This window comes from Streptomyces sp. NPDC104761 (assembly GCF_055583445.1).
Genome location: NZ_JBVJNZ010000008.1, coordinates 107,446 through 134,386, shown reverse-complemented (window position 1 = coordinate 134,386; position 26,941 = coordinate 107,446). Strand labels below are relative to the sequence as shown.

General features: G+C 72.4%; 22 protein-coding genes and 1 pseudogene. 5 read left to right on the top strand and 18 right to left on the bottom strand.

All coding sequences use genetic code 11. The features are described from left to right. Window positions 1-229: 229 nt before the first annotated feature. From ACZ63F_RS22500 to ACZ63F_RS22490, 3 genes are read left to right on the top strand one after another with little or no spacing between them, the layout of a single operon-like run. Complete coding sequence (locus tag ACZ63F_RS22500; RefSeq protein ID WP_469713222.1) at window positions 230-1,069, top strand: lysostaphin resistance A-like protein; 840 nt, start codon at window positions 230-232, stop codon at window positions 1,067-1,069. Continuing rightward, window positions 1,066-2,232, top strand: coding sequence for a sensor histidine kinase (locus tag ACZ63F_RS22495; RefSeq protein ID WP_469713221.1), 1,167 nt, complete (start codon window positions 1,066-1,068; stop codon window positions 2,230-2,232). The genes ACZ63F_RS22500 and ACZ63F_RS22495 overlap by 4 nt, the downstream gene beginning before the upstream one ends. After that, a complete protein-coding gene (locus tag ACZ63F_RS22490; RefSeq protein WP_469713220.1) occupies window positions 2,229-2,951 on the top strand; it encodes a response regulator in 723 nt (240 codons plus the stop codon). The genes ACZ63F_RS22495 and ACZ63F_RS22490 overlap by 4 nt, the downstream gene beginning before the upstream one ends. A 15-nt stretch (window positions 2,952-2,966) precedes the next feature. Here the strand turns inward: ACZ63F_RS22490 and ACZ63F_RS22485 are convergent, their stop codons facing one another. From ACZ63F_RS22485 to ACZ63F_RS22450, 8 genes and pseudogenes are all read right to left on the bottom strand, one after another. After that, the gene (locus ACZ63F_RS22485) at window positions 2,967-4,136 is read right to left on the bottom strand and encodes an SUKH-4 family immunity protein (RefSeq protein ID WP_469713219.1); all 1,170 of its coding nucleotides are present in this window, start codon (window positions 4,134-4,136) and stop codon (window positions 2,967-2,969) included. Between the two features lie 452 nt (window positions 4,137-4,588). Beyond that, window positions 4,589-6,901: a xanthine dehydrogenase family protein molybdopterin-binding subunit gene (locus ACZ63F_RS22480; protein WP_352366886.1), complete on the bottom strand. Its 2,313-nt coding sequence runs from the start codon at window positions 6,899-6,901 to the stop codon at window positions 4,589-4,591. Continuing rightward, window positions 6,898-8,688, bottom strand: a complete 1,791-nt coding sequence (locus tag ACZ63F_RS22475; protein ID WP_469713217.1) for a (2Fe-2S)-binding protein — start codon at window positions 8,686-8,688, stop codon at window positions 6,898-6,900. The genes ACZ63F_RS22480 and ACZ63F_RS22475 overlap by 4 nt, the downstream gene beginning before the upstream one ends. Continuing rightward, window positions 8,685-9,578, bottom strand: a complete 894-nt coding sequence (locus ACZ63F_RS22470; RefSeq protein WP_352366884.1) for an FAD binding domain-containing protein — start codon at window positions 9,576-9,578, stop codon at window positions 8,685-8,687. Before ACZ63F_RS22470 ends, ACZ63F_RS22475 begins: the two co-directional genes overlap by 4 nt. Window positions 9,579-9,942: 364 nt before the next feature. Then, window positions 9,943-11,574 (bottom strand): beta-N-acetylhexosaminidase, encoded by a 1,632-nt coding sequence (locus tag ACZ63F_RS22465; protein ID WP_469713215.1) that lies wholly within the window; start codon window positions 11,572-11,574, stop codon window positions 9,943-9,945. Between the two features lies 1 nt (window position 11,575). Further along, window positions 11,576-12,049 (bottom strand): annotated as a pseudogene (locus ACZ63F_RS22460) (carbohydrate ABC transporter permease); the annotation flags it as partial. A gap of 330 nt (window positions 12,050-12,379) precedes the next feature. Then, on the bottom strand, window positions 12,380-12,658 hold the full coding sequence (locus ACZ63F_RS22455) for a DUF3039 domain-containing protein (protein WP_093502368.1): 279 nt from the start codon (window positions 12,656-12,658) through the stop codon (window positions 12,380-12,382). A 158-nt stretch (window positions 12,659-12,816) separates the two neighbouring features. Then, entirely contained in the window at window positions 12,817-13,389 is a 573-nt protein-coding gene (locus ACZ63F_RS22450) for a YqgE/AlgH family protein (protein WP_352366882.1), read from the bottom strand. Window positions 13,390-13,640: 251 nt separating this feature from the next. Between ACZ63F_RS22450 and murA the strand changes: the two genes are divergently transcribed. Further along, entirely contained in the window at window positions 13,641-14,981 is a 1,341-nt protein-coding gene (gene murA, locus ACZ63F_RS22445; protein ID WP_469713213.1) for a UDP-N-acetylglucosamine 1-carboxyvinyltransferase, read from the top strand. Between the two features lie 303 nt (window positions 14,982-15,284). Here murA and ACZ63F_RS22440 read toward each other — a convergent pair whose 3' ends face one another. The 6 genes from ACZ63F_RS22440 to ACZ63F_RS22415 all read right to left on the bottom strand — a co-directional run bounded on the left by ACZ63F_RS22440 (window position 15,285) and on the right by ACZ63F_RS22415 (window position 22,400). Next, window positions 15,285-15,566, bottom strand: a complete 282-nt coding sequence (locus tag ACZ63F_RS22440; protein WP_089106629.1) for an HU family DNA-binding protein — start codon at window positions 15,564-15,566, stop codon at window positions 15,285-15,287. Between the two features lie 229 nt (window positions 15,567-15,795). Continuing rightward, on the bottom strand, window positions 15,796-17,199 hold the full coding sequence (locus ACZ63F_RS22435; RefSeq protein WP_469713211.1) for an NAD-dependent malic enzyme: 1,404 nt from the start codon (window positions 17,197-17,199) through the stop codon (window positions 15,796-15,798). Between the two features lie 362 nt (window positions 17,200-17,561). Next, window positions 17,562-19,913, bottom strand: coding sequence for a HelD family protein (locus ACZ63F_RS22430; RefSeq protein ID WP_469713209.1), 2,352 nt, complete (start codon window positions 19,911-19,913; stop codon window positions 17,562-17,564). Window positions 19,914-19,973: 60 nt separating this feature from the next. Beyond that, the gene (locus ACZ63F_RS22425) at window positions 19,974-20,795 is read right to left on the bottom strand and encodes an anti-sigma factor family protein (RefSeq protein WP_469713208.1); all 822 of its coding nucleotides are present in this window, start codon (window positions 20,793-20,795) and stop codon (window positions 19,974-19,976) included. Beyond that, on the bottom strand, window positions 20,795-21,316 hold the full coding sequence (locus ACZ63F_RS22420) for a sigma-70 family RNA polymerase sigma factor (protein WP_010039908.1): 522 nt from the start codon (window positions 21,314-21,316) through the stop codon (window positions 20,795-20,797). The genes ACZ63F_RS22425 and ACZ63F_RS22420 overlap by 1 nt, the downstream gene beginning before the upstream one ends. Before the next feature lie 463 nt (window positions 21,317-21,779). Further along, window positions 21,780-22,400 (bottom strand): CGNR zinc finger domain-containing protein, encoded by a 621-nt coding sequence (locus ACZ63F_RS22415; protein ID WP_469713206.1) that lies wholly within the window; start codon window positions 22,398-22,400, stop codon window positions 21,780-21,782. Between the two features lie 314 nt (window positions 22,401-22,714). On the opposite strand from ACZ63F_RS22415, the gene ACZ63F_RS22410 reads away from it, so the two are divergent. After that, window positions 22,715-23,254, top strand: coding sequence for a peptidoglycan-binding domain-containing protein (locus ACZ63F_RS22410; protein WP_469713204.1), 540 nt, complete (start codon window positions 22,715-22,717; stop codon window positions 23,252-23,254). On the opposite strand, the gene ACZ63F_RS22405 is transcribed toward ACZ63F_RS22410, so the two are convergent. The 4 genes from ACZ63F_RS22405 to ACZ63F_RS22390 all read right to left on the bottom strand — a co-directional run bounded on the left by ACZ63F_RS22405 (window position 23,205) and on the right by ACZ63F_RS22390 (window position 26,889). Further along, window positions 23,205-23,813, bottom strand: a complete 609-nt coding sequence (locus tag ACZ63F_RS22405; RefSeq protein WP_469713202.1) for a helix-turn-helix domain-containing protein — start codon at window positions 23,811-23,813, stop codon at window positions 23,205-23,207. The genes ACZ63F_RS22410 and ACZ63F_RS22405 overlap by 50 nt on opposite strands. A gap of 225 nt (window positions 23,814-24,038) precedes the next feature. Then, window positions 24,039-24,314 carry a hypothetical protein gene (locus ACZ63F_RS22400; RefSeq protein ID WP_469713200.1) on the bottom strand — a complete coding sequence of 92 codons (276 nt, stop codon included), beginning with the start codon at window positions 24,312-24,314 and terminating at the stop codon, window positions 24,039-24,041. Window positions 24,315-24,515: 201 nt separating this feature from the next. After that, window positions 24,516-25,364 (bottom strand): alpha/beta hydrolase, encoded by an 849-nt coding sequence (locus ACZ63F_RS22395; RefSeq protein ID WP_469713198.1) that lies wholly within the window; start codon window positions 25,362-25,364, stop codon window positions 24,516-24,518. A 361-nt stretch (window positions 25,365-25,725) separates the two neighbouring features. After that, a complete protein-coding gene (locus tag ACZ63F_RS22390) occupies window positions 25,726-26,889 on the bottom strand; it encodes a uroporphyrinogen-III synthase (protein WP_469713197.1) in 1,164 nt (387 codons plus the stop codon). Window positions 26,890-26,941 lie beyond the last annotated feature (52 nt).

Genomic DNA, 26,941 nt, shown 5'->3' with positions numbered 1-26,941 from the left:
TCGCTGGTCCTCACCTGCGACGTTAGGTGGCGGCGTGCGGCCGCGCATGTCCGGCGATGACGGTGAGTGAGCAGGAGCGCGCCGCCCCGGGCGGTGGCGGGCGTTCGGTTGTCCCCCGCGCGAGCTACCGGCAGGTGTCCACTCAGCGGTGACGATCGCGGGGCGGCCGGTCCGTAGCGTTCGGGCCAGTCGCGGCGCCCGGCCGCGGATCCTGTGAGGGGGAGTCATCATGAGGCTGGTTTGGCAGCTCCTGGCGGTCGCGGCGGTCGCCTTCGCCGGGGGGCAGGGCGTCGCCGCGGTGCAGGGGAACTGGTTCCTGACCCTGGTCCTCGGCCTGCTCACCGCCGTGGTCGCGGTGCTCGTCTACGGGTGGGTGGTACGGCGGACCGAGCACCGGCCGAGTGTCGAGGTGGGGCGGGAGGGGGCCCGGGCGGCGTTCGTGCGGGGGGCCGTCATAGGTGTGGTGACGTTCGCGTGTGTCATCGGGAACATCGCCTTCCTCGGGGACTACACGGTGCACGGCGTGGGCTCGATCACGGGTGCGGTGGGGGTGGCCGGGTACATGGCCGCGGCCGCGGTGACCGAGGAACTGCTGTTCCGGGGCGTGCTGTTCAGGATCGTCGAGGAGCGCGCCGGGACCTGGATCGCGCTGGTGTCGACGGGGGCGCTGTTCGGGATGATGCACCTGCTCAACAAGGACGCGACGGTGTGGGGCGCCGTGGCCATCGCGATCGAGGCCGGCGGCATGCTCGGCGCCGCGTACGTCGCCACCCGTACCCTCTGGCTGCCGATCGGCCTGCACTTCGGCTGGAACTTCGCCGAGTCCGGCATCTTCGGTACCGAGGTCTCCGGCAGCGGCGGAGCGCAGAAGGGGCTGCTGGACGCGGCCACCTCGGGCTCGGAGCTGGTCACCGGCGGGCGGTTCGGGCCGGAGGCGAGTCTGTACTCGGTGCTGCTCGGGGTGCTGGTGACGGTCGCGTTCCTGTGGCCGGCCGCGCGGCGGGGGTATGTGGTGCCGCGTCGGCGCCGGGACGTCCCGGGCGGCGCCGTCGCTACACTGCCCCGGTGACCGGTCCTCGGCGGGCGCCCGGGTGGTGGCACCAACTCGACGTCACGGTACGGGATCTGCCGCTCGGACTGCTGCTCCTGGCCGGGTCGTTCCTGCCGGCGCTGCACGGCAAGGGGACCCAGGTCGGAGACCTGCCGACCCGCCCCTTCGACGCGCTGACGATCGCGGTGCTCGGCCTGGAGTGCCTGCCGCTCGCCGGGCGCCGCCGGTGGCCGGCCCTCTCGGTGGCGCTGGTGTCCGCCGGTTTCGCCGTCGACCAGCTGCGCGGCTACCACTCGGTCGCGGGCACCGCGCTGCCGCTCGCCCTGATCAGCGCGGGCGCCCACCTGGAACGGCACCGGCGGGCCGGCGCGCTGGTGCTCTCCGCGGCCTACGTGCCGTTGGCGGTGGCGCTGTACCGGCTGGGGTCGGGGGGCGAGACGGTGAGCGGGTTCGTGACGTTCTACCTGGCGCTGGTCCTCGCCTGGGGCGTCGGGGCGTGGCTGCGCTCCACCCGGGCCGCGGAGGCCGAGCGGCGGCGGCGCGTCGCCGAGGACACCCGCACCGCCGAACGCGCCCGGATCGCCCGGGAGTTGCACGACGTGGTGACCCACCATGTGACGGCGATGGTGGTGCAGGCGGAGGCGGCCCGTTACCTGACCGGCGCGCCGGACCGGCTGGACCGGACGCTGACCGCCGTCACCGACACCGGGCGGCGGGCCATCTCCGACCTGCGTCATCTGCTCGACCTGCTCGATCCCGATCACGGCACGGCCACCGGTGGCGGCAGGACACCGCCCGCCGGCCGGCTGCTCACGCTCGTGGAGCAGACCCGCCGGGCCGGGCAGCCGGTGGAGTTCACCGAGGAGGGCACGCCGTCCCCGTCGGCGGGCAGCGCCGACCTGGTGGCCTACCGGGTGGTGCAGGAGGCCCTGACGAACGCCCTCAAGTACGCCCATGGCAGCCGCACTTCGGTGCGGGTGCGGCACGGCGGGAAGGAGATCACCGTGGAGGTCGGCACGGACGGGCCGGGCTCGGCCACGGCGTCCCCCGGCGGGAGCGGGCGGGGCCTGGCCGGTCTGCGGGAACGCGTGGCCGTACTGGGCGGCGAGTTCAGCGCCGGACCCGCGGACGACGGCCGTTTCGTCGTCCGGGCCCGGATACCCGCGGGGAGCCCGGCATGACGGGCGGAACCGGCGGGAGCGGCAGGAGCGGCGGGAGCGGTGTGACCGCCGCCGTCGGCGAGGCGCCGATCCGGGTCCTGGTCTGCGACGACCAGGTGCTGATCCGCACCGGGCTTGCGACGATCATCGACGCCCAGCCCGACCTGGAGGTGGCGGGCGAGTGCGGGGACGGGCAGGCCGCGGTCGACCTCGCCGCCCGGCTGCGCCCGGACGTCGTGGTGATGGACGTCCGGATGCCGGTCCTCGACGGCATCGAGGCCACCCGGCTGCTCGCCGGCGCCGGGGTGCCGCATCCGGTGAAGGTGCTCGTGGTGACGACGTTCAACCTGGACGAGTACGTGTACGAGGCCCTGCGCGCCGGCGCCAGCGGCTTCCTGCTCAAGGACGCGCCGCCGGACCGGCTGCTGCACGGCATCCGGACCGTGGCCACGGGCGCGGCCCTGCTGGACCCCGAGGTGACCCGGCAGCTGGTGGGCCGCTACGCCGCCCGGATCCGCCCGGCCGACGGCGGCACCCCGCACGGCGTCCCGCTGACCCCGCGCGAGCTGGAGGTGCTGCGGCTGATCGCGGACGGCCTCTCCAACAGCGAGATCGCCGCGGCGCTGGTGATCAGCCCGGAGACCGTCAAGACCTTCGTGTCCCGCATCCTGACCAAGCTGGATCTGCGCGACCGCGTCCAGGCCGTCGTCTACGCCTACCGGCAGGGGCTGGTGACCTGACCCCGGGCCGTCCCGCTACAGCACCCCGCCGGCCTCGTCCTGGAACAGTTCCGTCCAGTAGTGCCAGTCAGCGTCCGTCGTGGCCGGGGTGGGGTCGATGGTCGCGAGGGTGTGGAGCATGGTCGCGGCGAGCTGGTCGTAGGCCTCGGTGGTGAGTTCGTGGTTCAGGTGCTCGTCGATGGTGCGCTCGTGGTGCAGGAGCCAGAGGGTGTAGGCGAGCGTGGAGATGTCCGTGTTGAGGGGGTAGAGGGTCGCCTCGGGCTCGGAGAAGTTGAGGATCGCTCCGGTGGAGCCGTCCACGACGAGGCTGTTGTCCTCGACCAGGTAGCCGAGGCGTATGAGCCGGTCGGCGTGGGCCGGGAGGTCGTCCAGGGGGAAGTCGCCGGTGTGGATGTCCGCGAAGTACTCCCAGAGGGTGGGGAGCGGCGCGTCCGGGTCGAGGTGGAAGACGACCGCGTCCTCCGGAAGGCCGGTCTCGCGCAGGAAGCGGCGGGTCGGCTCGTGGGTGAGCGTGGGCGGGAAGTCGACCTCCTCGAAGCGGGCCACCCGGCCCTGCCCGAACTCCTGGTCCAGGAGCCGGGCCGGCAGGTCGACGGCGAGCCCGGAGTCCGTGCCGGGACCGGCGATCAGGCTGAGCGGGCGGATCAGGGCCGTCGCCTTCCAGTACGGCGGGACGCGGCCGGCCGTGCCCTCCTCGAACAGCTCCAGGAGCCTGCGGGAGGCCTCGGTCGCCGCCTTGGTGCCGTGTGTCCCGGCGAGGGAGGCGAAGCGGCCGCGCAGGCCCGTCAGCTCCTCGGTGACCGCGGCGAAGCGCAGCAGGGTCTCCAGCGAGGGGGCGAGCGGCCGGGGGTCGGTGGGGTCGATGAGGTAGGCCGTGCTGATCTCGCCGGTGCCGCCGTCGAGGAGGATCGACTCGGTGTCCAGGCCGGCCGGGGCCAGCAGCTCCCCGATCACCAGGCGGTCCCGGAGCTCCTCCGCGAGCCGGGCCGGGCCGTCCGTGGCGTCCGCCAGGGTGCGCAGGCCGACCGTGCGCAGCGGCTCGAACGTCAGCAGGCCGCCGCTCTCGGGCAGTCCGGGGCCGGTGAGCCAGCTGCGGGTGGGTTCGTGCGTGATGTACCGGTCCAGTTCGGCCTCGGTCAGCGTGATCGCCGTCGCACCGCTGCCGGTCGTGCTGATCGTGCTCATCGCTGCCCCCGCGATCAGAGAGTTCAAGACGTGCAAGTCGTTCGAGTGGTGCGCCGTGCCTGGAAGCCGGAAGTCAGCAGGGCATGACGGGCCGTCCGGGCTTCCCCTCCGGAACGGCCGTCCCCACTGCCAGAACACTACGCCGCGGCACTGACAACGCCCCCAGAAGAGACGCCGGACGCCCCTCGACCGTTCCGCCCCGGTGACAATCGCCTCCACCGTCTGTGCCACGGCGAGCTCCGGCATGTCCAGCCACAGTCCCAACGGCCCGGTTCCCAGCGGGAGTTCCGCGTCCGGTCCGCGAGCGACCACGCGGCACCGTACCCGGTCCCGGACCGCCCGGCCTCCCGTTCCGCCGTGGCGATCGCCGCGGCCCCGGAAGGGTCACTGCCCCGTGACCACCGCGGCCCCGGAAGGGTCACTGCCCCGTGACCACCGCGGCCCCGGAAGGGTCACTGCCCCGTGACCACCGCTGCCTGTGGGCGGATCGGGAGGCGGTTGACGGGGCGGCCGGTCGCGGCGCGGACGGCGGAGGCGATGGCGGCCGGGGAGGTCACCACGGGTACCGCGCTGACCGACTTGGCGCCGAAGGGGGCGACCACGTCGCGTTCCTCGACGAGCTTGACGATCCGGATGTCGGGTGCGTCGAGGGCGGTCGGCAGGGCGTAGCCGGTGAGGTCGGGGTGGCGGATCAGGCCGCGCGGGGTGCGCAGGTTCTCCGTCAGCGCGATGCCGACGCCCTGCGTGACGCCGGCCTCGATCCGGGCGTTGAGCTGGGCCGGGTTGAGGATGCGGCCGACGTCCTGGGCGACGGCCAGCTCCACGACCCGCACCGAGCCGAGTTCGATGTCGACGTCGACGACCGCGCGGATCGCGCAGAAGGCGAGGCCGACGAAGGCGTCGCCCTGGCCGTCGCCGTTCAGCGGCTCCGTGGGGTGCGGGCGGCACTGCGCGGTGGCCCACAGCTCCTTGCCGTCCAGCGCCTCGGTGACGGTGGTCGACAGGACTCCGTCGTACGACGTGATCTTGCCGTCGGTGATCTGGAGCAGCTCGGTCGACATGCCGAACTTGTGGGCAAGGGGCTGGAGAAGCTGGGTGCGGACCATCTTCGCCGCGCGTTCCACGGCGCCGCCGGAGACCCAGGTGTGGCGGCCGCGGCAGCCGGGGCCGGCCGGCGGCTGGTCGGTGTCGACGGGGGCCACGTGGACCTCGTCGACGCCGAGGGTCTCCTGGACGATCTGGCGGGCCAGCGTGGTGAAGCCCTGGCCGGTCTCCACGGCCGCGCAGAGCACGGTCGCGATGCCGTCGTGGACCTTGACCGTGGCCGTCGAGACCTCGTCGGCGCCCTCCGCGCCGAGCATGTGCACCATGCCGAGGCCGTAGCCGACGCCGCGGCGCACGGCGCCCGGTTCGCCCGCGCCCTCGGGGCCGCCGGGCAGCAGCCACTCGTCCTCGGGGGTGTCCTTGGGGAGCTGCGGGAGCGGGAAGTCCCGTACCGCCTGGAGGAGTTCGGCGACCGGGGCGGGGCAGGTCACGGTCTGGCCGATGGGTAGGAGGTCGCCGGTGGCGAGCGCGTTGCGCAGGCGGATCTCGGCCGGGTCGAGGCCGAGCTTCTTCGCCAGCTTGTCCATCTGCGCCTCGTAGGCGGCGCAGACCTGCATGGCACCCTCGCCGCGGACGTGGCCGGAGGGCGGGTTGTTGGTGCGGACGGCCCAGCCCTCGATGAAGGCGTTGGGGACGACGTACGGGCCGCAGGCGAAGGAGACGGCGGCCGCCAGGGACTCGGCGGAGGTGTCGGCGTAGGCGCCCGCGTCGAGCAGGATCTGCGCCTCGACCTTGACCAGCTTGCCCTCGGCGTCGGCGTGGTGCCGGTACCGGAGCAGGGTGGGGTGGCGGTGCGCGTGGCCGAGGAACGACTCCTCGCGGGTCGCCGTGAGCTTGACCGGGCAGCCGGTCTTCAGGGCGAGCAGGCCGAGCGGCAGCTGGAAGCCCTGGTCCTCGCGGTCCGCGGTGGCGCCCGGCACGCCGGTGACGACGATCTTCACCTGTTCGAGCGACAGGCCGTAGCAGGCGGCCGCGGTGTTGCGGTCGGTGTGCGGGTCGGTGGAGGCCAGGTAGAGCTCGACGCCGCCGTCGGGACGGGGCACGGCGAGTCCGGCCTCGGCACCGATGGGGGCGGGGTCGGCGCGGCCGATGCGGTACTGGCCCTCGACCACGATCTCGCCGGTCGCGTCCGGGTCGCCGTGCTGGAGCGGGATGTGCCGGATCAGGTTGCCGTCGGGGTGCAGCGGCTCGGCCTCGAACGCCTGCTCGGGGTCGATGACCGGGTCGAGCACCTCGTACTCGACGATGACGGCGGCGGCGGCCATGCGGGCGGTGTCCGGGTGGTCGGCGGCGACGGCCGCGATGGGCTCGCCGTGGTGCCGTACGACCTCGGAGGCGAAGACCGGGCGGTCCGGGGTGCCCCGGCCGTGGCGCGGGGTGCCGGGCACGTCCTCGTGGGTGACGACGGCCCGTACGCCGGGCATCTCGCGCGCGTGGCTGGTGTCGATCGACACGATGCGCGCGTGCGGGTGCGGGGAGCGCAGCACGGCCGCCCACAGCAGGCCTTCGGCCCACAGGTCGGCCGCGTACGGGAAGGTGCCCTCGGTCTTCGCGCCGGCGTCGGCGGCCGGCAGCGACACGCCGAGGCCGTGCGGCAGCGGCTCGGCGGCGGGGACGGGGGTCTCCGCGGCGGTGGTCGTGGCGACGGTCTCGTTCGTCACGCCTGGCCTCCGTCCGGGCCGTAGGGCTGGTCGTCGTAGCTCTGGTTCTGGCTCTGCTCGTCGAACGACTGGTTGCCGCCGAAGGTCTGGTTACCGCCGAAGGTCTGGTTCCCGCCGAACGAATGGTCGCCGCCGAACGACTGGTTCCCGCCGAACGACTGGTCGCCGCCGAAGGTCTGGTTGCCACCGAAGGTCTGGTTGCCACCGTACGACTGGTCGTGCGCCTGCTCGTGCGGGATCTGGATTCCGGCCCCGAAGGTGCGCGGGGACTCGAACGCCGAGGCGTTGACGCCGCCGGCGCCAGGTCCCGCCTGATGCGGAATACGGGCCTCGTCGCCGTCCGTCTCAGCGTCGGCGGCGGCATGTGCCTCGCGTTCGGCGACGACCTCGTCGACGGCGTCCAGGACGCCCCGGTAGCCGGAGCAGCGGCAGAGGTTGCCGCACAGGGCCTGGCGGGCCTCCAACTCGGTGGGGGCCGGGTTGCCCTCCAGCAGGTCGTGGACGGTCATCGCCATGCCGGGGACGCAGAACCCGCACTGGACGGCTCCGCAGCGGGCCAGGGCGCGTTGCACGTCCGAGGGGCGGCCGTCCTGGGCCAGGCCCTCGACCGTGCGGACCTCGCTGCCGGCCGCGGTCACCGCGGGGACCAGGCAGGAGGCGACCAGGCGGCCGTCGACCTGGACGTTGCAGGCGCCGCACTCGCCTTGCGAGCAGCCGTCCTTGGCGCCGGCGAGGCCGAGGCGTTCGCGCAGCACGTACAGGAGGGACTCGCCGATCCAGGCGTCGGTGACGGGGCGGTCGGCGCCGTTGACGCGCAGGACGTAGGAGGCGAGGGGGTGGTCGTCGACCGCCTCGGCCTCACCGTCGGCGTGCTGGGTCGCCGCCGCACCGCTCGCCTCGTCGGGCGCGGGTGGCCCCTGCGGGGCGGACTCGCCGTCGGCGGCCTGCGGGTCGTGGGCGGAGTGGGAGCCGGGCGCGGCGTGGGGCGCGTCGGCCTCGGCGGCGTCGGCCGGGCCACCGAACGCGGCCGGTTCGCCGGCGCCGGGTGCCGCACCGGCGGCGCGCAGTTCGCCGGTGTCGGACGGCCGGCCGACCGTGTACGGCTCGCCGATCTCCCCCGCTTCGCCCCGTTCGCCCCCTTCGCCCCTGTCCGGCGCGTCGGCCACAGACGGCGCACCGACGGCCTGGGAGGCGAGCCGAGGGGCCGGCGTGTCGCCGTGGCCCGCGGGGGGCCCAGCAGGCGATCCAGGGGCCTCCGCGGGGTGTTCCCAGGCCGGGCTCTCCGTCACCCAGGGCGCGGAGGCGCCACCCGGCAGAGTCGTCGGCGGCGTGCCGCCCCACTGCTCCATGAGTGCGGATGCGGTGAACTCGCCCGATTCGTCCGGAGAATCGCCGCTCGCGACCGGGATCGACCACTGGCCGGTCACGTCGTGGCCGGGCGCGGGCGGCGGCTCCTCGTACGTCCACTGCTGCGTCGAGGCCGGGTTGTACGTGAACCGGTCGCCGACGGGCTGCTCCTGCGGGACCGCGTTCGGGTCGGGCCACCGGGCGCCGTCGGCCGGGGCGCCCCAGGTGTCGGTGCCGGGGGCGGCCGCTATCTGCGGCGGCACATAGCCGTGTCCGGGCGCGGCCAGCGGGCTGTCGGCGGACAGCAGGGCCTCGATGCCGCCCTCGGGAAGCTTCACGAACGCGGTCGCGCCGTCGTCGTAGTCACCCTGGGGCAGCGGGTCCCAGCGGCCGCCGCCACCGCTCGCGGGCGCGCCCTCTCCGTGCTGGTCGTCGGTCATGACAGCGCCCTCCCCAGTGCTCGTCGGGCCAGCGCGGCGACGGTGCGCCGCAGGTGCAGTACGGCGGGCGGAAGCGCCGGCACCGTGCCGTCGGGCCCGGGGGCCGGGTCCGGGATGCAGGCGGCCGCGACGTACTCGCCGAAGGCGGTCAGCGCCTCCGGGACGAGCGCGCGGTCATTGTCCCAGTCGATCAGCCGGGCCACCCACTGTTCGGCGTCCAGGGGCCTGAGCGGCATCGGCGCTATGGCGCCGACGGCGCATCTGACCCCGCGCCGCGCGGGGTCGAGGACGAGCGCCACGGAGGCCACCGAGCGGCCCGGTCCGGTGCGGCCTGTCGCCTTCAGGAAGACCTGCGGGGCGTGCAGCAGCGGCACCCGCACGAAGCCGATCAGCTCGCCCGCGCGGAGCATCTCCACGCCGGCCAGCAGGTGCGACACCGGGATCTCCCGGCGGGATCCGCCCGGCCCCGCGATGATCAGCGTCGCCTCCAGGGCGGCGAGCACCGGCAGCGCGTCGCCGGTGGGCGCGGCCGTGGCGATGTTGCCGCCCAGGGTGCCCGCGTTGCGGATGTGCGGCGGACCGGCGGCCCGCGCGGCGGCGGCGAGCGCCGGGATCAGGGCCGCGAAGTCGGGGCGGCCCATGCGCGCGTGCGTGAGCCCGGCGCCGAGCAGGGCGTTGCCGTCCTGGTACTGCCAGCCGCGGATCTCGCTGATCCGGCCGAGGCCGACCAGGGCGGCGGGCCTGAGCTGTCCGGAGTTGACGGCGGCCATCAGGTCGGTGCCGCCCGCGACGGGGACGGCGGCGGGCATGTCGGTGAGGGCCGCCACGGCCTCGTTCAGCGTCGTGGGCAGCGTGACGGACTGCCCCGCCTGCGGTGCGTGCGTGGTCAAAACCGGCTGCCCCTTCCCGCTGCCCCACCTGGTCCCACCTGTGTGGCCGTACGGTACGTGCTCACAGGGCGGACGTGGCAACTCTGGCACATCTTCGCAAGCCTCGAACGCACGGGTCCGCTAGGAGGCATTCGCCCACCTCATCGGCGCCTTGGTCCGTTTTCTTCCGCCATCGCCGGTGCGCACCGATTGACACTCTTCGGTGACCCTTGAGGTCTTTTTCCATTACGCGTTCGGGACGAGAGCGCCCCGCACGGGGCGCTGGGGGTGCCCCCGGCCGACGGCTGGGGGCGGAACTGCGCGACCGGCCACGACGGCGCCGCAGACGGGAGACGGCACCCCCGCGGCCCCTCCAGGGGAGCGCTCAGCGGGCCGGGGGCGGCCCGTCGATCGGGCGGCCGGGGACACCGGGGCGCCGCTGCCACGGCAGGGGGCCGGCCGGCGGGCGGTAGGCGACCCCCAGGGCGTCGAGCCGCCGGTAGTGCGCGGCCATGCGTCGCTCGAAGTCGGCGAAGTCCCTTTCCCCGGGGGCCGGGAGGGCGCTCCAGGCGACCTCGGCGAAGGCGGCGAGCCGGGGGAAGGCCTGGTAGTCCACGCGCGCGTGGTCCTCCATCACCTCGGTCCAGACGTTGGCCTGGGTGCCGAGAATCCGCCGCGCCTGGGATTCGTCCAGCTCCGCCGGAACGGGCTCGAACCGGTACACGTCCTCCAGGGTGCGGACGTATCCGATCGGCACCGGCTCGTCCGCGCCGCCGGCCTGCCGGTGGTCCAGGTACACGTACTGCTCGGGGCACATGACGACGTCGTGGCCGGCCCGCGCGGCCGCGATCCCGCCGCCGTAGCCGCGCCACGACGAGACGGCCGCGCCCTCGGCGATCCCGCCCTCCAGGATCTCGTCCCAGCCGATGAGGCGGCGCCCGCGCGCGGAAAGCCACTTCGCGAAGTGCCCGATGAACCACGACTGCAGCGCGTCCTCGTCGGCGAGCCCGAGTTCCTTGATGCGGGCCTGTGCGGCGGGCGAGGCACGCCACTGCTCCTTCGGGCATTCGTCGCCGCCGACGTGAATGAACTCCGAAGGGAACAGCTCCAGCACTTCCTCGAACACCCCCTCGTAGAAGCGCAGGGTGTTGTCAGTGGGGGCGAGTACGTTCGGAGAGATCCCCCAGGAGTCCCAGACGGAGAGGGCGGTGGTGTCGATGACGTCGGTGTTGCCGAGTTCCGGATACGCGGCGACGGCGGCCTGCGAGTGTCCCGGTACGTCGATTTCGGGGACGACCGTGATATGCCGCTCGGCCGCGTAGGCGACGATCTCCCGGATGTCGTCCTGGGTGTAGTAGCCGCCGTGCGGCTTCTCCTCCCACAGGGGTGACGCCCGATGACCGAATTTCGTCCGGCTGCGCCAGGAGCCGATCTCGGTGAGCCGGGGGTACCGCTCGATCCGCAGGCGCCAGCCCTGGTCGTCCGTCAGGTGGAAGTGGAAGACGTTGAGTTTGTGCGCCGCCATGAGATCGAGGTAGCGCAGCACGCCTTCCTTGGGCGTGAAGTGCCGGGCCACGTCGAGCATGAGGCCGCGCCAGGGGAATCGGGGGGAGTCCTCGATCACCTGGTGCGGGATGCCGTACCGGATCCCGGGGCGTACGGGAGCCCGGCGGAAGGCCTCGGGGCCGAGCAGCTGACGCAGGGTCTGGGCACCCCAGAAAACACCCGCGGGACCGCCACCGCGGATCTCCACCCCCCAGTCGGCGATCACGCTCAGCCGGTAGGCCTCGGGCTCCAGGGAATCGTCCAGGTGCAGTCGTACGGCGTTGCGGGCGTCCTCGGGGCCGGGTCGCAGCGGCACCCCGGCGGCCGCGCCGACCGTGGCGCGCAGCCAGCGCTCCGTTCCCTCGGTGCCGGGAGCGGCCCACAGCGTGGTGTCCTCGTCGATCAGGACACCGCATCGCATCGGCCCCTCGACACTGCGCGGCGCCGGAATCAGATCCGTCTCTGAAGTCATGTCAGTCCCTAACCGCTCCGCCCGGTGCGCAGACCGGGCGTCGCTGCACGAGTACGAAGAACACCGGAAGCGCCCTCGGCAGCGTGGACTGCGAGGTGTCGCCGATGAGGAAGGACTTGGTGAACGGGAAGTCGTTCCAGGCCGAGATCATGGAAAATCCGAACCCCTTTCACGAACCCCCGCAGTGCAGCGGACCGACGTCCCGCATCTGGAAGAAGAGGGGGATGGCGAGGGCCTCCACGGGCACCGTCCGGGCCACCAGAAACATGATCAACAGGGTGGTCCGGAAGCGGAACCGGAATGGGGTCAGGACAATCGCCGCGAGAAAGGCGATCAACGCCGAGACGACGAACATGCCGCCCTCGACGACCGGACTGCCGACGAAGCAGCGGCCGAATTCCTGCCGCCCGAAGACCCGCCGGAAGGAGTCCGGAGAGGGCGAGAGGGTCCACGGCAGGGGCCGGTCCGACGCGATCTACGGCGATCGCCGGCGCCGCCCCCTCGACGGCCGGCCGCCCCGGCCGCCGGGCGAACCCGCACACAGGATTCACGACGGTCACAGCTCCTCCCCTGCCGGCGCAGCAGCCGACGGGGAGTGCAGGGGCTCAAGCGTTGCATTATGTGCAACGACAGTTTCGCTCCGCACAACACCGGAGAGTACGGACAGGACGAGCGGGCCGACAAGAGGTCTCGACCATTCTGCGGTCCTGGGACGCACCCCGCGCAACGCACGAGCACGGCAAAGGCCCCGAAGCACACCAAAGTGCCTCGGGGCCTCAGAGAGCCGAGCTGTCAGAGCTGGGGGTTACTTGTCCTTGCCCTCGCCGTCGCCGCCGCTGCCCATGGATTCGTAGATCTCCTTGCACATGGGGCACACGGGATACTTCTTCGGGTCGCGGCCGGGCACCCACACCTTGCCGCACAACGCCACGACGGGGGTGCCGTCGAGGGCGCTCGCCATGATCTTGTCCTTCTGGACGTAGTGGGCGAAGCGCTCGTGGTCGCCGTCGCCGTGGGACACCTGCGGCGTCGGCTCTACGAGGGTCCCCGTACCAGTCCCGCGCTCGGGCTCAAGAGTGCTCATAAGGGCCAAGGGTAATCAACCGCCGAGAACTATGGATCCCAGGCTTGCACAACGGGCACCGCCGGCTGCGGCCCTCCCACTGCCCCGTCAGTTCCTCGCCTCGACCACCGCACGCTTCGCGCTCGAACGTTCCGACCGGCACCCGAAAGGGTGAGCCATCAGTTGAGCGAGGGGTCGTCCGGGTAGGTGGCCACCATCGCGAGCTCGTTGCGCTGGCGGCGCAGGACCTCGCGCCAGAGTGTCTCCGGGGACGGGGAGGAGACGTCGCCGGGTTCGGACTCGACGACGTACCAGGCGCCCTCGACCAGTTCGTCCTCCAGCTGGCCTGGCCCCCAGCCGGCGTAACCGGCGAAGATCCGCAGGGAGCCGAGGGCCGAGGCGAGCAGCTCCGGCGGGGCCTCCAGGTCGACCAGGCCGATCGCGCCGTGCACCCGCCGCCAACCGAGCGGGGCCCGGTCGCCGTTGGCCCCGCCGGGGATGACCGCGACGCCGAGCGCGGAGTCCAGGGAGACCGGGCCGCCCTGGAAGACGACCCCCGGCTCGCCCGCGAGCGAGGCCCAGCCCTCCAGGATGTCGCCGACGTCCACCGGGGTGGGCCGGTTGAGGACGACACCGAGGGAGCCCTCCTCGTCGTGGTCGAGAAGGAGCACCACCGCACGGTCGAAGTTCGGGTCCGCCAGGGCGGGCGTGGCCACGAGCAGCCGCCCTGTGAGCGAGGACACCTCGGTCATGCCTGACATGATCCCGCATCTTCCCGTCGCATGGGGAGCCAATCCCGGTCCACGGGTGAATGCAGCTCAGGGCGGAAGGAAGCGTCCCCGGCGCACGGTCACGGGCAGTGACCCCATGTGTCCGGTCAGGAACCGTTCGTGTTGTGACACAGCTATGACGTAGCTGGGTGGTCCGTGGGCTTACGGGAGGGGGCCGATGGGCGATTACTCTGTCTTTCCGGCCCTGCCCAACTCCATGGAACGCGAGATTCATGACCGTCAACGACGATGTCCTGCTTGTCCACGGCGGCACCCCGCTGGAGGGCGAGATCCGTGTCCGCGGTGCGAAGAACCTCGTGCCGAAGGCCATGGTCGCCGCCCTGCTGGGCAGTGCACCCAGTCGGCTGCGCAACGTTCCGGACATCCGTGACGTGCGGGTCGTACGCGGCCTGCTGCAGCTGCACGGGGTGACGGTACGTCCGGGTGAGGAGCCCGGTGAGCTGGTGCTCGATCCGACGTACGTGGAGAGCGCGAACGTCGCTGACATCGATGCCCACGCCGGGTCCAGCCGGATCCCGATCCTGTTCTGCGGCCCGCTGCTGCACCGCCTCGGCCACGCGTTCATCCCGGGCCTCGGCGGCTGCGACATCGGTGGCCGGCCGATCGACTTCCACTTCGACGTGCTGCGGCAGTTCGGCGCGACCATCGAGAAGCGCGCGGACGGCCAGTACCTGGAGGCGCCGAAGGGGCTGCGCGGCACGAAGATCCAGCTGCCGTACCCGTCCGTCGGCGCGACCGAGCAGGTGCTGCTGACGGCCGTACTCGCCGAGGGCGTCACGGAGTTGTCGAACGCGGCCGTGGAGCCGGAGATCGAGGACCTCATCTGCGTGCTGCAGAAGATGGGCGCGATCATCGCGATCGACACCGACCGCACGATCCGCATCACCGGTGTGGACCAGCTCGGCGGCTACACCCACCGCGCCCTGTCGGACCGCCTGGAGGCGGCGTCCTGGGCGTCGGCGGCGCTGGCGACCGAGGGCGACATCTACGTCCGGGGCGCCCAGCAGCGCTCGATGATGACGTTCCTGAACACCTACCGGAAGGTGGGCGGTGCCTTCGAGATCGACGACGAGGGCATCCGCTTCTGGCACCCCGGCGGCCAGCTGAAGTCCATCGCGCTGGAGACGGACGTGCACCCGGGCTTCCAGACCGACTGGCAGCAGCCGCTCGTGGTCGCCCTGACCCAGGCCACCGGCCTGTCCATCGTCCACGAGACGGTCTACGAGTCCCGCCTCGGCTTCACCTCCGCGCTGAACCAGATGGGCGCTCACATCCAGCTCTACCGCGAGTGCCTGGGCGGCTCGGCGTGCCGCTTCGGCCAGCGCAACTTCCTGCACTCCGCGGTCGTCTCGGGCCCGACCAAGCTGCAGGGCGCCGACCTGGTCATCCCCGACCTCCGCGGCGGCTTCTCGTACCTGATCGCCGCCCTCGCGGCCCAGGGCACCTCCCGCGTCCACGGCATCGACCTCATCAACCGCGGCTACGAGAACTTCATGGAGAAGCTGGTGGAGCTGGGCGCGAAGGTGGAACTGCCGGGCAAGGCACTCGGCTGACCGCCGCCTCTCCACTCCGGCCTGGGGCACCACCCCCCGGCTGGGGGTCCGGGGGTCATCCCCCGGGCAGGCACAGCATGGAGAAGCTGGTGGAGCTGGGCGCGAAGGTGGAACTGCCGGGCAAGGCACTCGGCTGACGCCTGCGAGAGCGGTACGACGATGGGGCGGCCCCTGGTGGAGGGGCCGCCCCATCGTCATTTTTCAGCCGCGTCGGCGGACGCGCCCCGAAGGGGCGCGGGGAACTGCGCGACCAGCCACGACGGGCCGGCAGTCACCCACGGCGCTCAAGCGAAGCGACTTCGCTCACTTGCCCTTGGCGGATTCCTTGAGCTTCGAGCCCGCGGAGACCTTCACGCTGTAGCCGGCGGGGATGTTGATCGGCTCGCCGGTCTGCGGGTTGCGCGCGGTACGAGCGGCACGGTGGGTGCGCTCGAAGGTCAGGAAGCCGGGGATGGTGACCTTCTCGTCGCCCTTGGAGACGATGTCGCCGACGACATCGGCGAACGCGGCCAGCACGGCGTCGGCGTCCTTGCGAGTCACCTCGGCACGGTCGGCCAGCGCGGCCACCAGCTCACTGCGGTTCATGTTGTTACTCCCGTGTTCTTCTTGCCATTGAGGCGTGCCACGCGGCGAAGCCGCATGTTGGGCCGGGACGCATCCTGCCCCCACCTGCGGCGGGAACGCCAATCCGGGTGCCGCCCATACCCTACGGGTGGGCCGAAGGGGGGGTTTCACGACGCGCCGGTTCTATGGCGTGGCAAGTTTCACAAACGTTTGCCTGGGTTCTGTTTCGGGGGCGCCCCCGAAAGGCCACTCACGCGCCCTTCGCCGCTTCCCGTACCGCGCCTGCCACCGCCCCCGCGACCTTCTCGTTGAAGACGCTCGGGATGATGTAGTTCGGGTTCAGCTCGTCCTCCGTGACCACGTCGGCGAGGGCCTTCGCGGCCGCGAGCATCATGTCCGTGTTCACCGTACGGGACTGGGCGTCCAGGAGGCCACGGAAGACACCCGGGAAGACCAGCACGTTGTTGATCTGGTTCGGGAAGTCGGAGCGGCCGGTGGCCACCACGGCGGCCGTCTGACGGGCGATCGCCGGGTCGACCTCGGGGTCCGGGTTCGCGAGTGCGAACACGATCGCGCCGTCGGCCATGGCGGCCACGTCGTCGCCGTCGAGGACGTTCGGGGCGGAGACGCCGATGAAGACGTCGGCGCCGCGCACGGCCTCCTTGAGGGTGCCGGTGAGGTTCTCGGGGTTGGTGTTGTCGGCGATCCAGCGCAGCGGAGAGTCGGCGGTGGCGCCCACCAGGTCCTCGCGGGCGGAGTGCACGACCCCGCGGATGTCGGCGACGACGGCGTTCTTCACGCCGGCCGCGAGCAGCAGCTTGAGGATGGCCGTACCGGCCGCGCCGGCGCCGGACATGACGACCCGGATGTTCTCGATCGCCTTGCCGGTGCAGCGAAGTGCGTTCGTGAGGGCGGCGAGGACGACGATCGCGGTGCCGTGCTGGTCGTCGTGGAAGACGGGGATGTCCAGGGCCTCGCGGAGGCGGGCCTCGATCTCGAAGCAGCGGGGGGCGGAGATGTCCTCCAGGTTGATGCCGGCGAACCCGGGGGCGATCGCCTTGACGATCTCGACGATCGCGTCGGTGTCCTGGGTGTCGAGGCACAGCGGCCAGGCGTCGATGCCGGCGAACCGCTTGAAGAGGGCCGCCTTGCCCTCCATGACCGGCAGGGCGGCCTTCGGGCCGATGTTGCCCAGGCCCAGGACCGCGGAGCCGTCCGTCACGACCGCAACGGAGTTGCGCTTGATGGTGAGGCGGCGCGCGTCCTCGGGGTTCTCCGCGATCGCCATGCACACGCGGGCCACGCCCGGGGTGTAGATCATGGAGAGGTCGTCACGGTTGCGGATGGGGTGCTTGGACTGCATCTCGATCTTGCCGCCGAGGTGCATGAGGAACGTACGGTCCGAGACCTTGCCGAGGGTGACGCCCTCGATGCCGCGCAGCTGCTGCACGATCTGGTCGGCGTGCGCGGTCGAGCTGGCCGCGATGGTGACGTCGATACGGAGCTTCTCGTGGCCGGACGCGGTGACGTCGAGGCCGGTCACCGAGCCTCCGGAGGACTCCACGGCGGTGGTGAGCTGCGAGACGGCGGTTCCGCTCGCGGGCACCTCCAGCCGGATGGTCATCGAGTAGGAGACGCTGGGCGCCGTTGCCATGGCCGACTTCCTTCGTTGTGTCACCGTGTCGCTGGTTTTGCCGTCCGATCGTCGCACCTACCGCCGGGTAGGCGTTAGCCGGGCCTGATTGCGTACGTATTGTTCGCGCAAAAAAGAGGCCCACGTCACAAGGGACGTGGGCCTCTTCCTCCGTTCATGACACCGACCCGCCATGCTCGCCTCGCGGCAAGTGGTCGCTCGTAGCGACGAAGGTTGGGCCCGGGGGCTTGGATCGGGCCGGTGTCACGACAAGGCTAACAAACAGATCCCGCGCGGCCATTCCCGTCCGCGGACTTCACAGGAAAACCCCGGCGGAACCAGCCGTACGGGCCTGCCACGGACCAGGGCGACCGACCCCGCCGTCAGTCCCTGAGCAGGTCGGGCACCCCCGCCGCGTCCGGCGCGTCCCGCTCCCCGGAGACCACCGTGAGCTGCTGCGTCGCCCGGGTGAGGGCCACGTACAGCACGCGCAGCCCGGCCGGCGACTCGTCGGCGATCTCCGCGGGCGAGACGACGACCGTGGCGTCGTACTCCAGGCCCTTGGCCTCCAGGCTGCCGAGGGCCACCACCCGGTCGCCGAGCCCGGCCAGCCAGCGGGCGGCCTCGGCGCGCCGGTCCATGGCGACGACCACGCCGACCGTGCCGTCGACCAGGTCGAGGAGCCGCTCGGCCTCGGCCCGCACGGTCTTCTCGAGCGAGTCACGAGCGACGCGGAAGCGAGGCTCGACGCCGGTGGAGCGGACCGCCGAGGGGGCCTTGGAGCCGGGCATGGCGAGGGCCAGGACCTTGGCCGCGAGTTCGGCGATCTCGGACGGGTTGCGGTAGTTCACCGTGAGCTCGAAGCGGCGGCGCGGACGGGTGCCCAGGGCCTCGTCGCGGGCCTCGGCCGCCTCGTCGGGGTCGGACCAGGAGGACTGGGCCGGGTCGCCGACGACCGTCCAGGTGGCGTGCCGGCCCCGGCGGCCGACCATCCGCCACTGCATCGGGGTGAGGTCCTGCGCCTCGTCGACGATGACGTGGGCGTACTCGACCCGTTCCTGGGCGAGCCGCTCGGCGCGCTCGCGCTGCGACTCCTCGCGCACCGGCATCAGCTCCTCCAGGCCGCTGAGCTGGTCCAGCGGGTCCAGCTCGCGCTTCTTGCGGGGGCGGGCCGGGGTGCCGAGGATGGCCTGGAGCTCGTCCAGCATGGCGATGTCGTGGACGGTGTGCCCGTCCCGCTTCAGGGAGCGGGCCACCCGGCGGACCTCGCCGGGGTTGAGGATGCGGCGGGCCCACCGGCCCAGGCGTCTCTCGTCGGCCATGGCCGCGAGGACGGCCTGCGGGGTCAGCTCGGGCCACCAGGCGTCGAGGAACTCGACGAAGGGGTCCTCGGTGAGGATGTCCTCGTCGAAGGAGGAGCGCAGTTCGGCGGCGAGCTCCGGGTCGGTGTGCCGGCCGGCCGCGCCGGAGCGGGCCCACAGGGCGTCCAGGAGGAGCTTGCGGGCGCGGGGGCGGAGCAGGTTGACCGGGGCGGTGCCGCCCAGCGCGTTGTGCCGGATGCGGTCGAGCTCCTCGGCCTCCAGCTCCAGGCGGCGGTTGAAGGCGACGACCCTGAGCCGGGTCGGTGAACCGTTCAGCTCCAGGGCCCCGCGGGCGGCCTTGCGCAGCACCCGCAGCATCCTGGAGGAGCCCTTGGCGCGGGCGGTGGCCGGCGTGTCGTACAGGGTGGCCTCGGCGCCGTCGACCAGGGAGCCGATGGCGCGGATGGCGACCTGGCCCTCCTCGCCGAGGGACGGCAGTACGCCCTCGGTGTAGGCGACGAGGAGCGGGGTCGGGGAGACGATCAGGATGCCGCCCGCGTACCGGCGCCGGTCCTGGTAGAGCAGGTAGGCGGCGCGGTGCAGGGCGACGGCGGTCTTGCCGGTCCCGGGGCCGCCCTCGACGTAGGTGACGGAGGCGGCGGGGGCGCGGATGACCAGGTCCTGCTCGGCCTGGATGGAGGCGACGATGTCCCGCATGGTGTGGCTGCGGGCCTGGCCGAGGGCGGCCATCAGCGCGCCGTCGCCGATGACGGGCAGCGCGTCGCCGTCGAGGAAGGCGGTCAGCTCGGGGCGCATCAGGTCGTCCTCGACCCCGAGGACCCGGCGGCCCTTGGAGCGGATCACCCGGCGCCGTACGACACGCCCGGGATCGACCGGAGTGGACCGGTAGAAGGGCGCGGCGGCCGGCGCCCGCCAGTCGATGACCAGCGGGGCGTAGTCCTCGTCGAGGACGCCGATGCGGCCGATGTGCAGGGTTTCGGCGATGTCGGCGGTGTTGTCGTCGCGGATCGCGCCCTCGGCGGGTTCCACGGCGGTGTAGGCGCCGTCGGGGCCCTTCTTGCCGTCCTTGCCGAGGAGCAGGTCGATGCGGCCGAAGAGGAAGTCCTCGAACTCGTTGTTGAGCCGGTTCAGGTGGATGCCTGCCCGGAAGACCTGCGCGTCGCGTTCGGCGAGCGCGCCGGGGGTGCCTACCTGACCGCGTTTGGCCGCGTCCTCCATCAGGAACTCCGCCTCGTGGATCTTCTCCTCGAGACGGCGGTACACCCGGTCGAGGTGTACCTGTTCGACGCTGATCTCACGGTCTCGGACGGAGTCCTGGACCACGTCCCGGAGCGAGTCCTGGACGGAGTCCTGTGCGGAATCCCGATCCGAGCCGTGAGAGCCGACCGCGGATTGCTGAGCCTGAGCGGCCACCGGGCCCCCTTCTGACGTGCTGGGCAGCCGTCAACCGTACGCGAAGGGGGCCCGCGGAAGCTACGCGCTGACCGAGACGAGCTTCTTCCCGTCGAAGGTCATGACCTCGAAGTGGTCGATCTCGTTGGGGGTGAAGGCGGCGCCGCCGTTGACGTAGAGGGGCTGCTTGGCCTTCTCCGTCTTGGCGTCGGGGAGGCCATAGCCCCAGTTCGGGACGGACCACGAGGACACCGTCTCACGCTCGCCGTTCTTGCCGACGGCGATGAGCGAGCACTTCTCCGGGCCGCTGACGTTCTTGAGCTGGAGGACCGCGTGGGTGCCCCAGTCCTTCTTCTCCAGGGCGACCGTCGCCGTGACGTGGCTCGTCGGGTCGGTGGCCGTCTTCTTGTCGGCCAGAGTCTGGAAGGCCGCCTGGGCGGTCCCCATGGCCACGTTCGCGGTGCCGCTGTCCGAGGAGCCGCTCAGCGCCACGCCGGCCGCCGTACCCCCGGCGATCAGCACGACCGAGGCGGCCAGTGCGAAGACGTTCCGCCTGCTGCGGACCTTGCGCTTCTCGGAGACCTCCACGACGAGTTTCTCGACCATCCGCGGGCTGGGCTTCGCGGACAGCGACTCGCCGATGGACGGATTGCTTCCGGAGCCCGGCAGATCCGCCAGGGCCGCGAGCATGGGCTCCATTCCGGCCAGCTCGTCGAGCTGCTGGGCGCACCATTCGCACCCGGCCAGATGGGCCTCGAAAGCGGTTGCCTCGGCGTCGTCGAGAATCCCGAGCGCATACGCGCCGACAGTCTCGTGCTCATTGGGCACCGGAGATTCCTGCATAGCACCAGACATACCCGACCCGCCTGTGCCGAACCCGCCGTGCCCCCCGTACACACTCATCACGCCGTCACCCCCCGCTCCTCCAGTGCCAGCTTCATCGACCTGAGGGCATAGAACACCCGCGAACGGACGGTGCCGCTGGGTATACCCAGCGTTTCGGCCGCCTCGTTGACGGTACGCCCCTTGAAGTACGTCTCGACGAGCACCTCCCGGTGGGCCGGGGTCAGGTCGTCGAGCGCGTCCGACAGCGTCATCAGCCACAGCGCCTTGTCGATCTCGTCCTCCGCGGGGATGACCTCCAGCGGCGACGGATCGACCTCCTGCGGCCGGGCCTGCCGGCTGCGGTGACCGTCGATGACGATGCGGCGAGCGACCGTCACCAGCCAGGGGCGTACAGATCCGGTCGCCCGATTGAGCTGGCCGGCGTTCTTCCAGGCACGGATGAGTGTCTCTTGCACGACGTCCTCGGCGCGTTGCCGATCACCGGCGACCAGCCGAAGGACATACGCAAGGAGAGGTCCGGCGTGCTCCCGGTAGAGAGCACGCATCAGCTCCTCATCAGGCTCCGAGGGCTGGGACATGCGATGTCGGGCCCTCGATCCACGTTCATTGGCCACGGCCGCATCCTTGCGCACGCCCACCTCCGGTGTCCGGGGGTTCCCCCAGTCGGTCGCTCCCCCACCGGTACGGAAGTGACTCGCGGGGTGTTCAACAAGACCCCACATTTTTCCGCGAGGTGACATGACGAGCGGGACATGACCCCACATTCCCACCGCGTGATCTTTACATTTCCGACACAACGTCGAGGGCGGCCGCGCTGCCCGTACTCACCCGTCACCAAACGGAGTGTTGTCGAAATCACTTTCGCGGAACTTCGATGAAGATCCGGCAGAAGCCGCGAATGGGATGGGAGTTGGCGTGCAGAGTGACAGCGGTCACACCCCGCACAGGCGCTCGCGCGCGGACGAGGGGGCGGTTCACGCGCGGACGAGAGGGCGGTTCGCGCGCGGACGAGGAATGGTCCACACGCGGACGAGGAGTGGTTCACGCGCGGGCGAGGGCGGCGCGGCGGCGGTGCCGGGCCACCCGTTCGCGGTTCCCGCAGACCTCGCTGGAGCACCAGCGGCGCCTGCGTCCCCGGGAGGTGTCCAGGTACACCAGCGGGCAGTTGTCGCCCTCGCACTCCCTGACCGCCGCCCGCGCGACGGGGTCGGTGAGCAGTTCCACCGCGTCCCGGGCGACGGCGGCCAGCAGTGCCGCGCAGCCCGGCGGCCCGGCCAACTCCCGGACCAGGTACCCGTCCTCGCCGGGCACGGCACGCGGGGCCGGGGGCGCCGCGGCGCGGGCGACGTCGTTGACGCGGGCGAGCGCGAGGTCGTACGACCGGATCTCCGGGGTGTTGCGGACCCCCGGGGTATTCCGGCTCCGCACCAACTGCCCCACATGCCCCCGCAGTTCCCGGAAACCGGCCAGCCAGCCGGCGTCGGCGTGGGCCAGCGGGGTGCTCGGCGGGACGAGTCCGGATCCGGTGATCCAGGTCCGCAGCGGTTCGAGCCCGTCGAGTCGTTCGCCGGGATGCGTGGTCGCGAGCAGATCGAGACAGATCCGCCCGGCGTCGAAGCGCAGTTCGTGCGCGGACGCGGTCGCGGCCGTACCCAGTGCCATGTGCCTGTCACCGCCTAGGACAGGGGAACCGTTCTGTTCACAGTGCCCGGTGCGACGGGCGGCCGGAAGTCCTCGTACCGGTGTTCCGCCGTCGGTCCTCGGCCGGTGTCCCGCCGTCCCGCGGAGTTCCCGGGCGGCCCCGCTCCGGGCGGGGACGCCGGTGCCCGGCGCCCGGGCCGTCCCCGTTCGGCCCGGATACCCCGGCAGACCTCGCCGTCCCCCGCCGCGGGCCCCGACGCTGTGTCCTGCGAACGCAGAGCGAGCCGCCCCAGGGGGGACCCGCGAGGGACGGCGGTTCAGGAAAGGACACGTTCATGAGCATGCGCACCCGGGTCGTCGCGACGGCGACGGCCGTACTGCTGGGCGCCGGAGGCCTGGCCCTGGCACCGGCCGCGAGCGCCGCCGCGCCGTACCACGGCATCGACGGCGGCGGCACGGTCCTCGACGACTGGCAGGACGAGGAGAACCTCGGCGTCGACGACTACGCCACGAGCAACGCGACGGCCCTGTGGGAGACCGTGCTGTGGGCCGACGGCGCCGTCTGGCAGGACGACGACGGCGACTCCCACACCTTCAAGAAGAGCCAGATCGACGGCTCGTTCGGGCCGGAGACCGAGTCGGCCACCCAGTGGTGGGAGGAGCACGTCGCCGGCCTGGCGGAGAACGACGGCGTGGTCGAGGAGCAGAGCTGGACGTTCGCCCAGCGCCGGCTCACCGGCCCGGCCTCGGGCGGCGTCGTCACGTACGCCGGCTCCGCGCACAACGCCACGTTCAAGCGGATCAGCGGCAAGTACCGGGTGCGGATCAAGGGCACGGGTTCCTGGAGGATCGCGTACTACGACCAGCGCGGCTGAGCGCACCCCCGGGGCGGGCGACGACCAGGTCGCCCGCCCTGCGCAGCAGCGCCCACCGCAGCCCGGCGGCCAGCACGACGGCCAGCACGGCGGCCAGCACGGCGGCCAGCACGGACGCGACGACGGCGGCGATCCGCCATCGCCGCTGTCCTGCAACGGACTTGGGCGGCCCCGCGCTCTGCACGGACCGCACGGACCCGGGCGCCGCTTCGGTCGCGGCTCGGGCCTCTGCCTCGGCCGTGGCTTTGGCCGTGGCCTTGGCCCTGGCTTCGGCCGCCTGTTCCGCCGCGCCCTGCGGCCACGCCTGCTCGGCCAGCTCCCACAGCGCCAGGAGCCGCGCCTGGTCCCCGCCGGCCAGCCGGCACAGCACCTGGGCGGCGGCCCTCGGCGGCAGTCTGTCGCCGCTCAGATAGCGCTGCCAGGACGACTTGCTGTACGCGGTGCGCCGGGCCAGTCCGGCGAGGCTGAGCCCGGTACGGCCCTTCAGGACCCGCAGTTGCCCGACCAGATGCCGGGCCTCGCGCGGCAGCGTGGCCGGCAAGGGCTGCCAGCGTGTCATGTTCCGTCCCCGTCCCCCTGGTGCCGTGGTCCGGCGCCAGCGTGCCGCCCGCCGGTCGGGATCCGGCAGAGCGCACACCCGCGGAGCGGGGCACGGCCCGTCGCACGCGCGCGGCCGCACGGGACGGCCCGGCGCGCCCGGGAAGGAACGGACCGGAGTGACGAGCCGCGAGCCGCCCGCTACGGCCCCCTGCCGCCCGGCGGTCCCCACAACGTCGTACGCCGGTCAGCCGGTGCGCTCATCGCCCGTGGCGAAGAACCGCCGTACGTACTCCCCCGGCGGCAGCCCGCTCTCCCGCATGAGGGAGAACACCTCGGCCCCCTCGTCCGGCGCCCCGTCGATGCGGAACGCCTCGGCGAAGCCGGCGTACTCGACCTCGTCGAGCGCTTCGCAGTACTCGACCGCCTCGGCCTCGGCACGGCCGATCGCCTCGTCCGGCGAACGGGCGGTCCACAACGTGACCCGCTCCTCGTACACACCGAGGCCACGGTGCCGGAACACGCACCGGACTCCGTACCAGGCCGAGCCCGCCTCCCCCGACATCCCCATCCCCCGTCTGCCGGCAACGAATGCGCAGATCACGGTGATACCAGTCCAGGTGCCGGGTGACGACAGCGCCCCGGTCCACGGCGGGGACCGGGGCGCCTGTCATGAGCGTGAGCCGACGCCTTCGTCGGTGTCAGCCGACCGCGTTCGTGACCGTCAGCAGACCGCCTTGGCCGCGTCCGTGATGAGGCCGGCGACGGTCCTGGGGTGGCTGATCATCACGACGTGGGAGGAGTCGGGGACTTCGACGACCTTGCGCGCGTTCGCACGGCTGTACATCCACCGCTCGCACGCCGGCGGGATCGCCTTGTCCTGGCCGGCGACCAGCCCCCAGGACGGGATCGTCTTCCAGGCCGCGGCCGTGGTCGGGTAGGTGAAGGAATCGGCGTCGAACGGCCGCTGCGTGGCCTGCAGCACCCGGAAGTCGGCGGCGGAGAGGTCGGCGGCGAAGGCGGCCTGGCCGTCCTTGCTCAGGTACAGGTCGGTTCCGGTGGTGCCGTCGGCCTTCGTGTACGGCACCGGCACGCTCACCGGCAGGACCTCGCTGCCGGGGAACTTGCCGATGAGGTCCGCCTGCGTCTCGCCCACGTCGGGCACGAACGCCGCGATGTAGACGAGTGCCTTGACGTTGCTCTTCCCGGCGGCGGCGTTCGTGACGACCGTTCCGCCCATGGAGTGCGCGACCAGCACGACCGGTCCGCTGATGGAGTCCAGCAGGCTCGCGATGTACGGGGCGTCGGTCGGAATGCCTCTCAGCGGGTTCGAGCCGCAGACCGTGGTGTAGCCCTTGGCCTGCAGCTCCCCGATGGTGGCGTTCCAGCAGGATGAATCGGCGTAGCCGCCGTGCACCAGCACGATCGTGGGCTTCGCCTTCGGCCTCTCCGCACCGGTAGCGGCCGGGGCCGCCGCGGCGGCCGTTCCTTCCGAGGCGGCTGTCATCGCCGTCGCCCCGGCCAGCGCCGCTCCGGCGGCCAATACCTTGCGGCGGGAAACCTCGGTACTCATGGGACTCCTCACACATTGGGGTCGAGGAAGGGAAGCGAAGGGACCTGACGACGAGTCCGCCGCCGTGTCCGCCGCCGCGGTGCTGCGCAAGGACGGCGGGCACCACCTTCTGGAACGACGTGCCGCCAGGAGCTCAGCGCGGGCGGCCGGTCCGGCTGCCCGCGGCTGGATCTGTTCGGTGTGGCACGTCTTGGACCCTACGAAGAGCACTTTTGCGGCGGCACCCGTCATATGACGTGGATCCGGGCGCCGACGGGCCCGGCAGGCGCGACACCCTCCCTCGTCCCCCGTCCCTCATCCCCGTGGCCCGTAGCGGGCGCGCCGGGGCCTACCGGCAAACAGCGGCCGGGGGGCCGTCGGCTCAGACGTCCGCGTACTTCGCGTCCGCCGCCGGGTCCAGCGCCAGCCGGTACCCCCGCTTGACGACGGTCTGGATCAGCTTCGGCGCGCCGAGGGCCGTACGCAGGCGGGCCATCGCCGTCTCCACCGCGTGTTCGTCGCGCCCGGCACCCGGCAGGGCCCGGAGCAGTTCGGCGCGGGCCACCACCCAGCCCGGCCGCCGCGACAGCACCCGCAGCAGGGACATCCCGGCCGGCGGCACCGGCTTCAGCTCGCCGTCGACGAGGACCGCGTGCCCCCGGATCTCGACGCGGTGACCGGCGATGGGCAACGCCCGGGCCCGCAAGGGCAGTTCCTGGCAGAGGAGCTGTACGAGGGGGCCGAGCCGGAAGCGTTCCGGCTGGACGGTGTCGACGCCGAGGGCCTGCAGCGGCAGGGCCGTCACCGGTCCGACGCAGGCGGGGAGGACGCCGTGGCCGAGGGCGGCGAGCAGGTCGCCGAGGAGTCCGCGGTGCTCGGCGCGGGAGACGAGGGAGGCCGCGGCGGGCGCGCTGGTGAAGGTGATCGCGTCGACCGAGCGGGAGACGACGGCGTCCAGGAGCCGGTCCACCGGGCCCAGGTCCTCCGGCGGCATCCACCGGTACACCGGCACCGGCACCACCTCCGCGCCGGCCGCCCGCAGCGACTCCACGAACCCCGGCAGCGGTTCACCGTGCAGCTGTACGGCGATCCGGCGGCCGTCCACGCCCTCCTCCAGGAGCCGGTCGAGCACCTCGGCCATGGACTCGGAGGACGGCGACCACTCCTCGGTCAGCCCGGCGGCCCGGATCGCCCCCTTGACCTTGGGCCCGCGGGCGAGGAGTTCCACGTCCCGCAGCCTTTGCAGGAGTTCCTCTCCGAAACCCCAGCCGTCCGCGGCCTCGACCCACCCCCGGAACCCGATAGCGGTGGTCGCCACGACGATGTCCGGCGCCTGGTCGATGATCTCCTTCGTGGCGGCGAGCAGCTCGCCGTCGTCGGCGAGCGGCACGATGCGCAGGGCGGGGGCGTGCAGCACGACGGCACCGCGCCGCTGCAGCAGCGCTCCGAGCTCGTCGGCGCGGCGCGCGGCCGTGACCCCCACGGTGAACCCCGCGAGAGGCCCGGGCCGGCCGGGGTCCGGCCGCTGCTGCTGTTCCTCGTCCATGGCTGCTCTCCTAGCTGACCCGCATGCCGAACGAGCCTGTCAACGGCGCGTG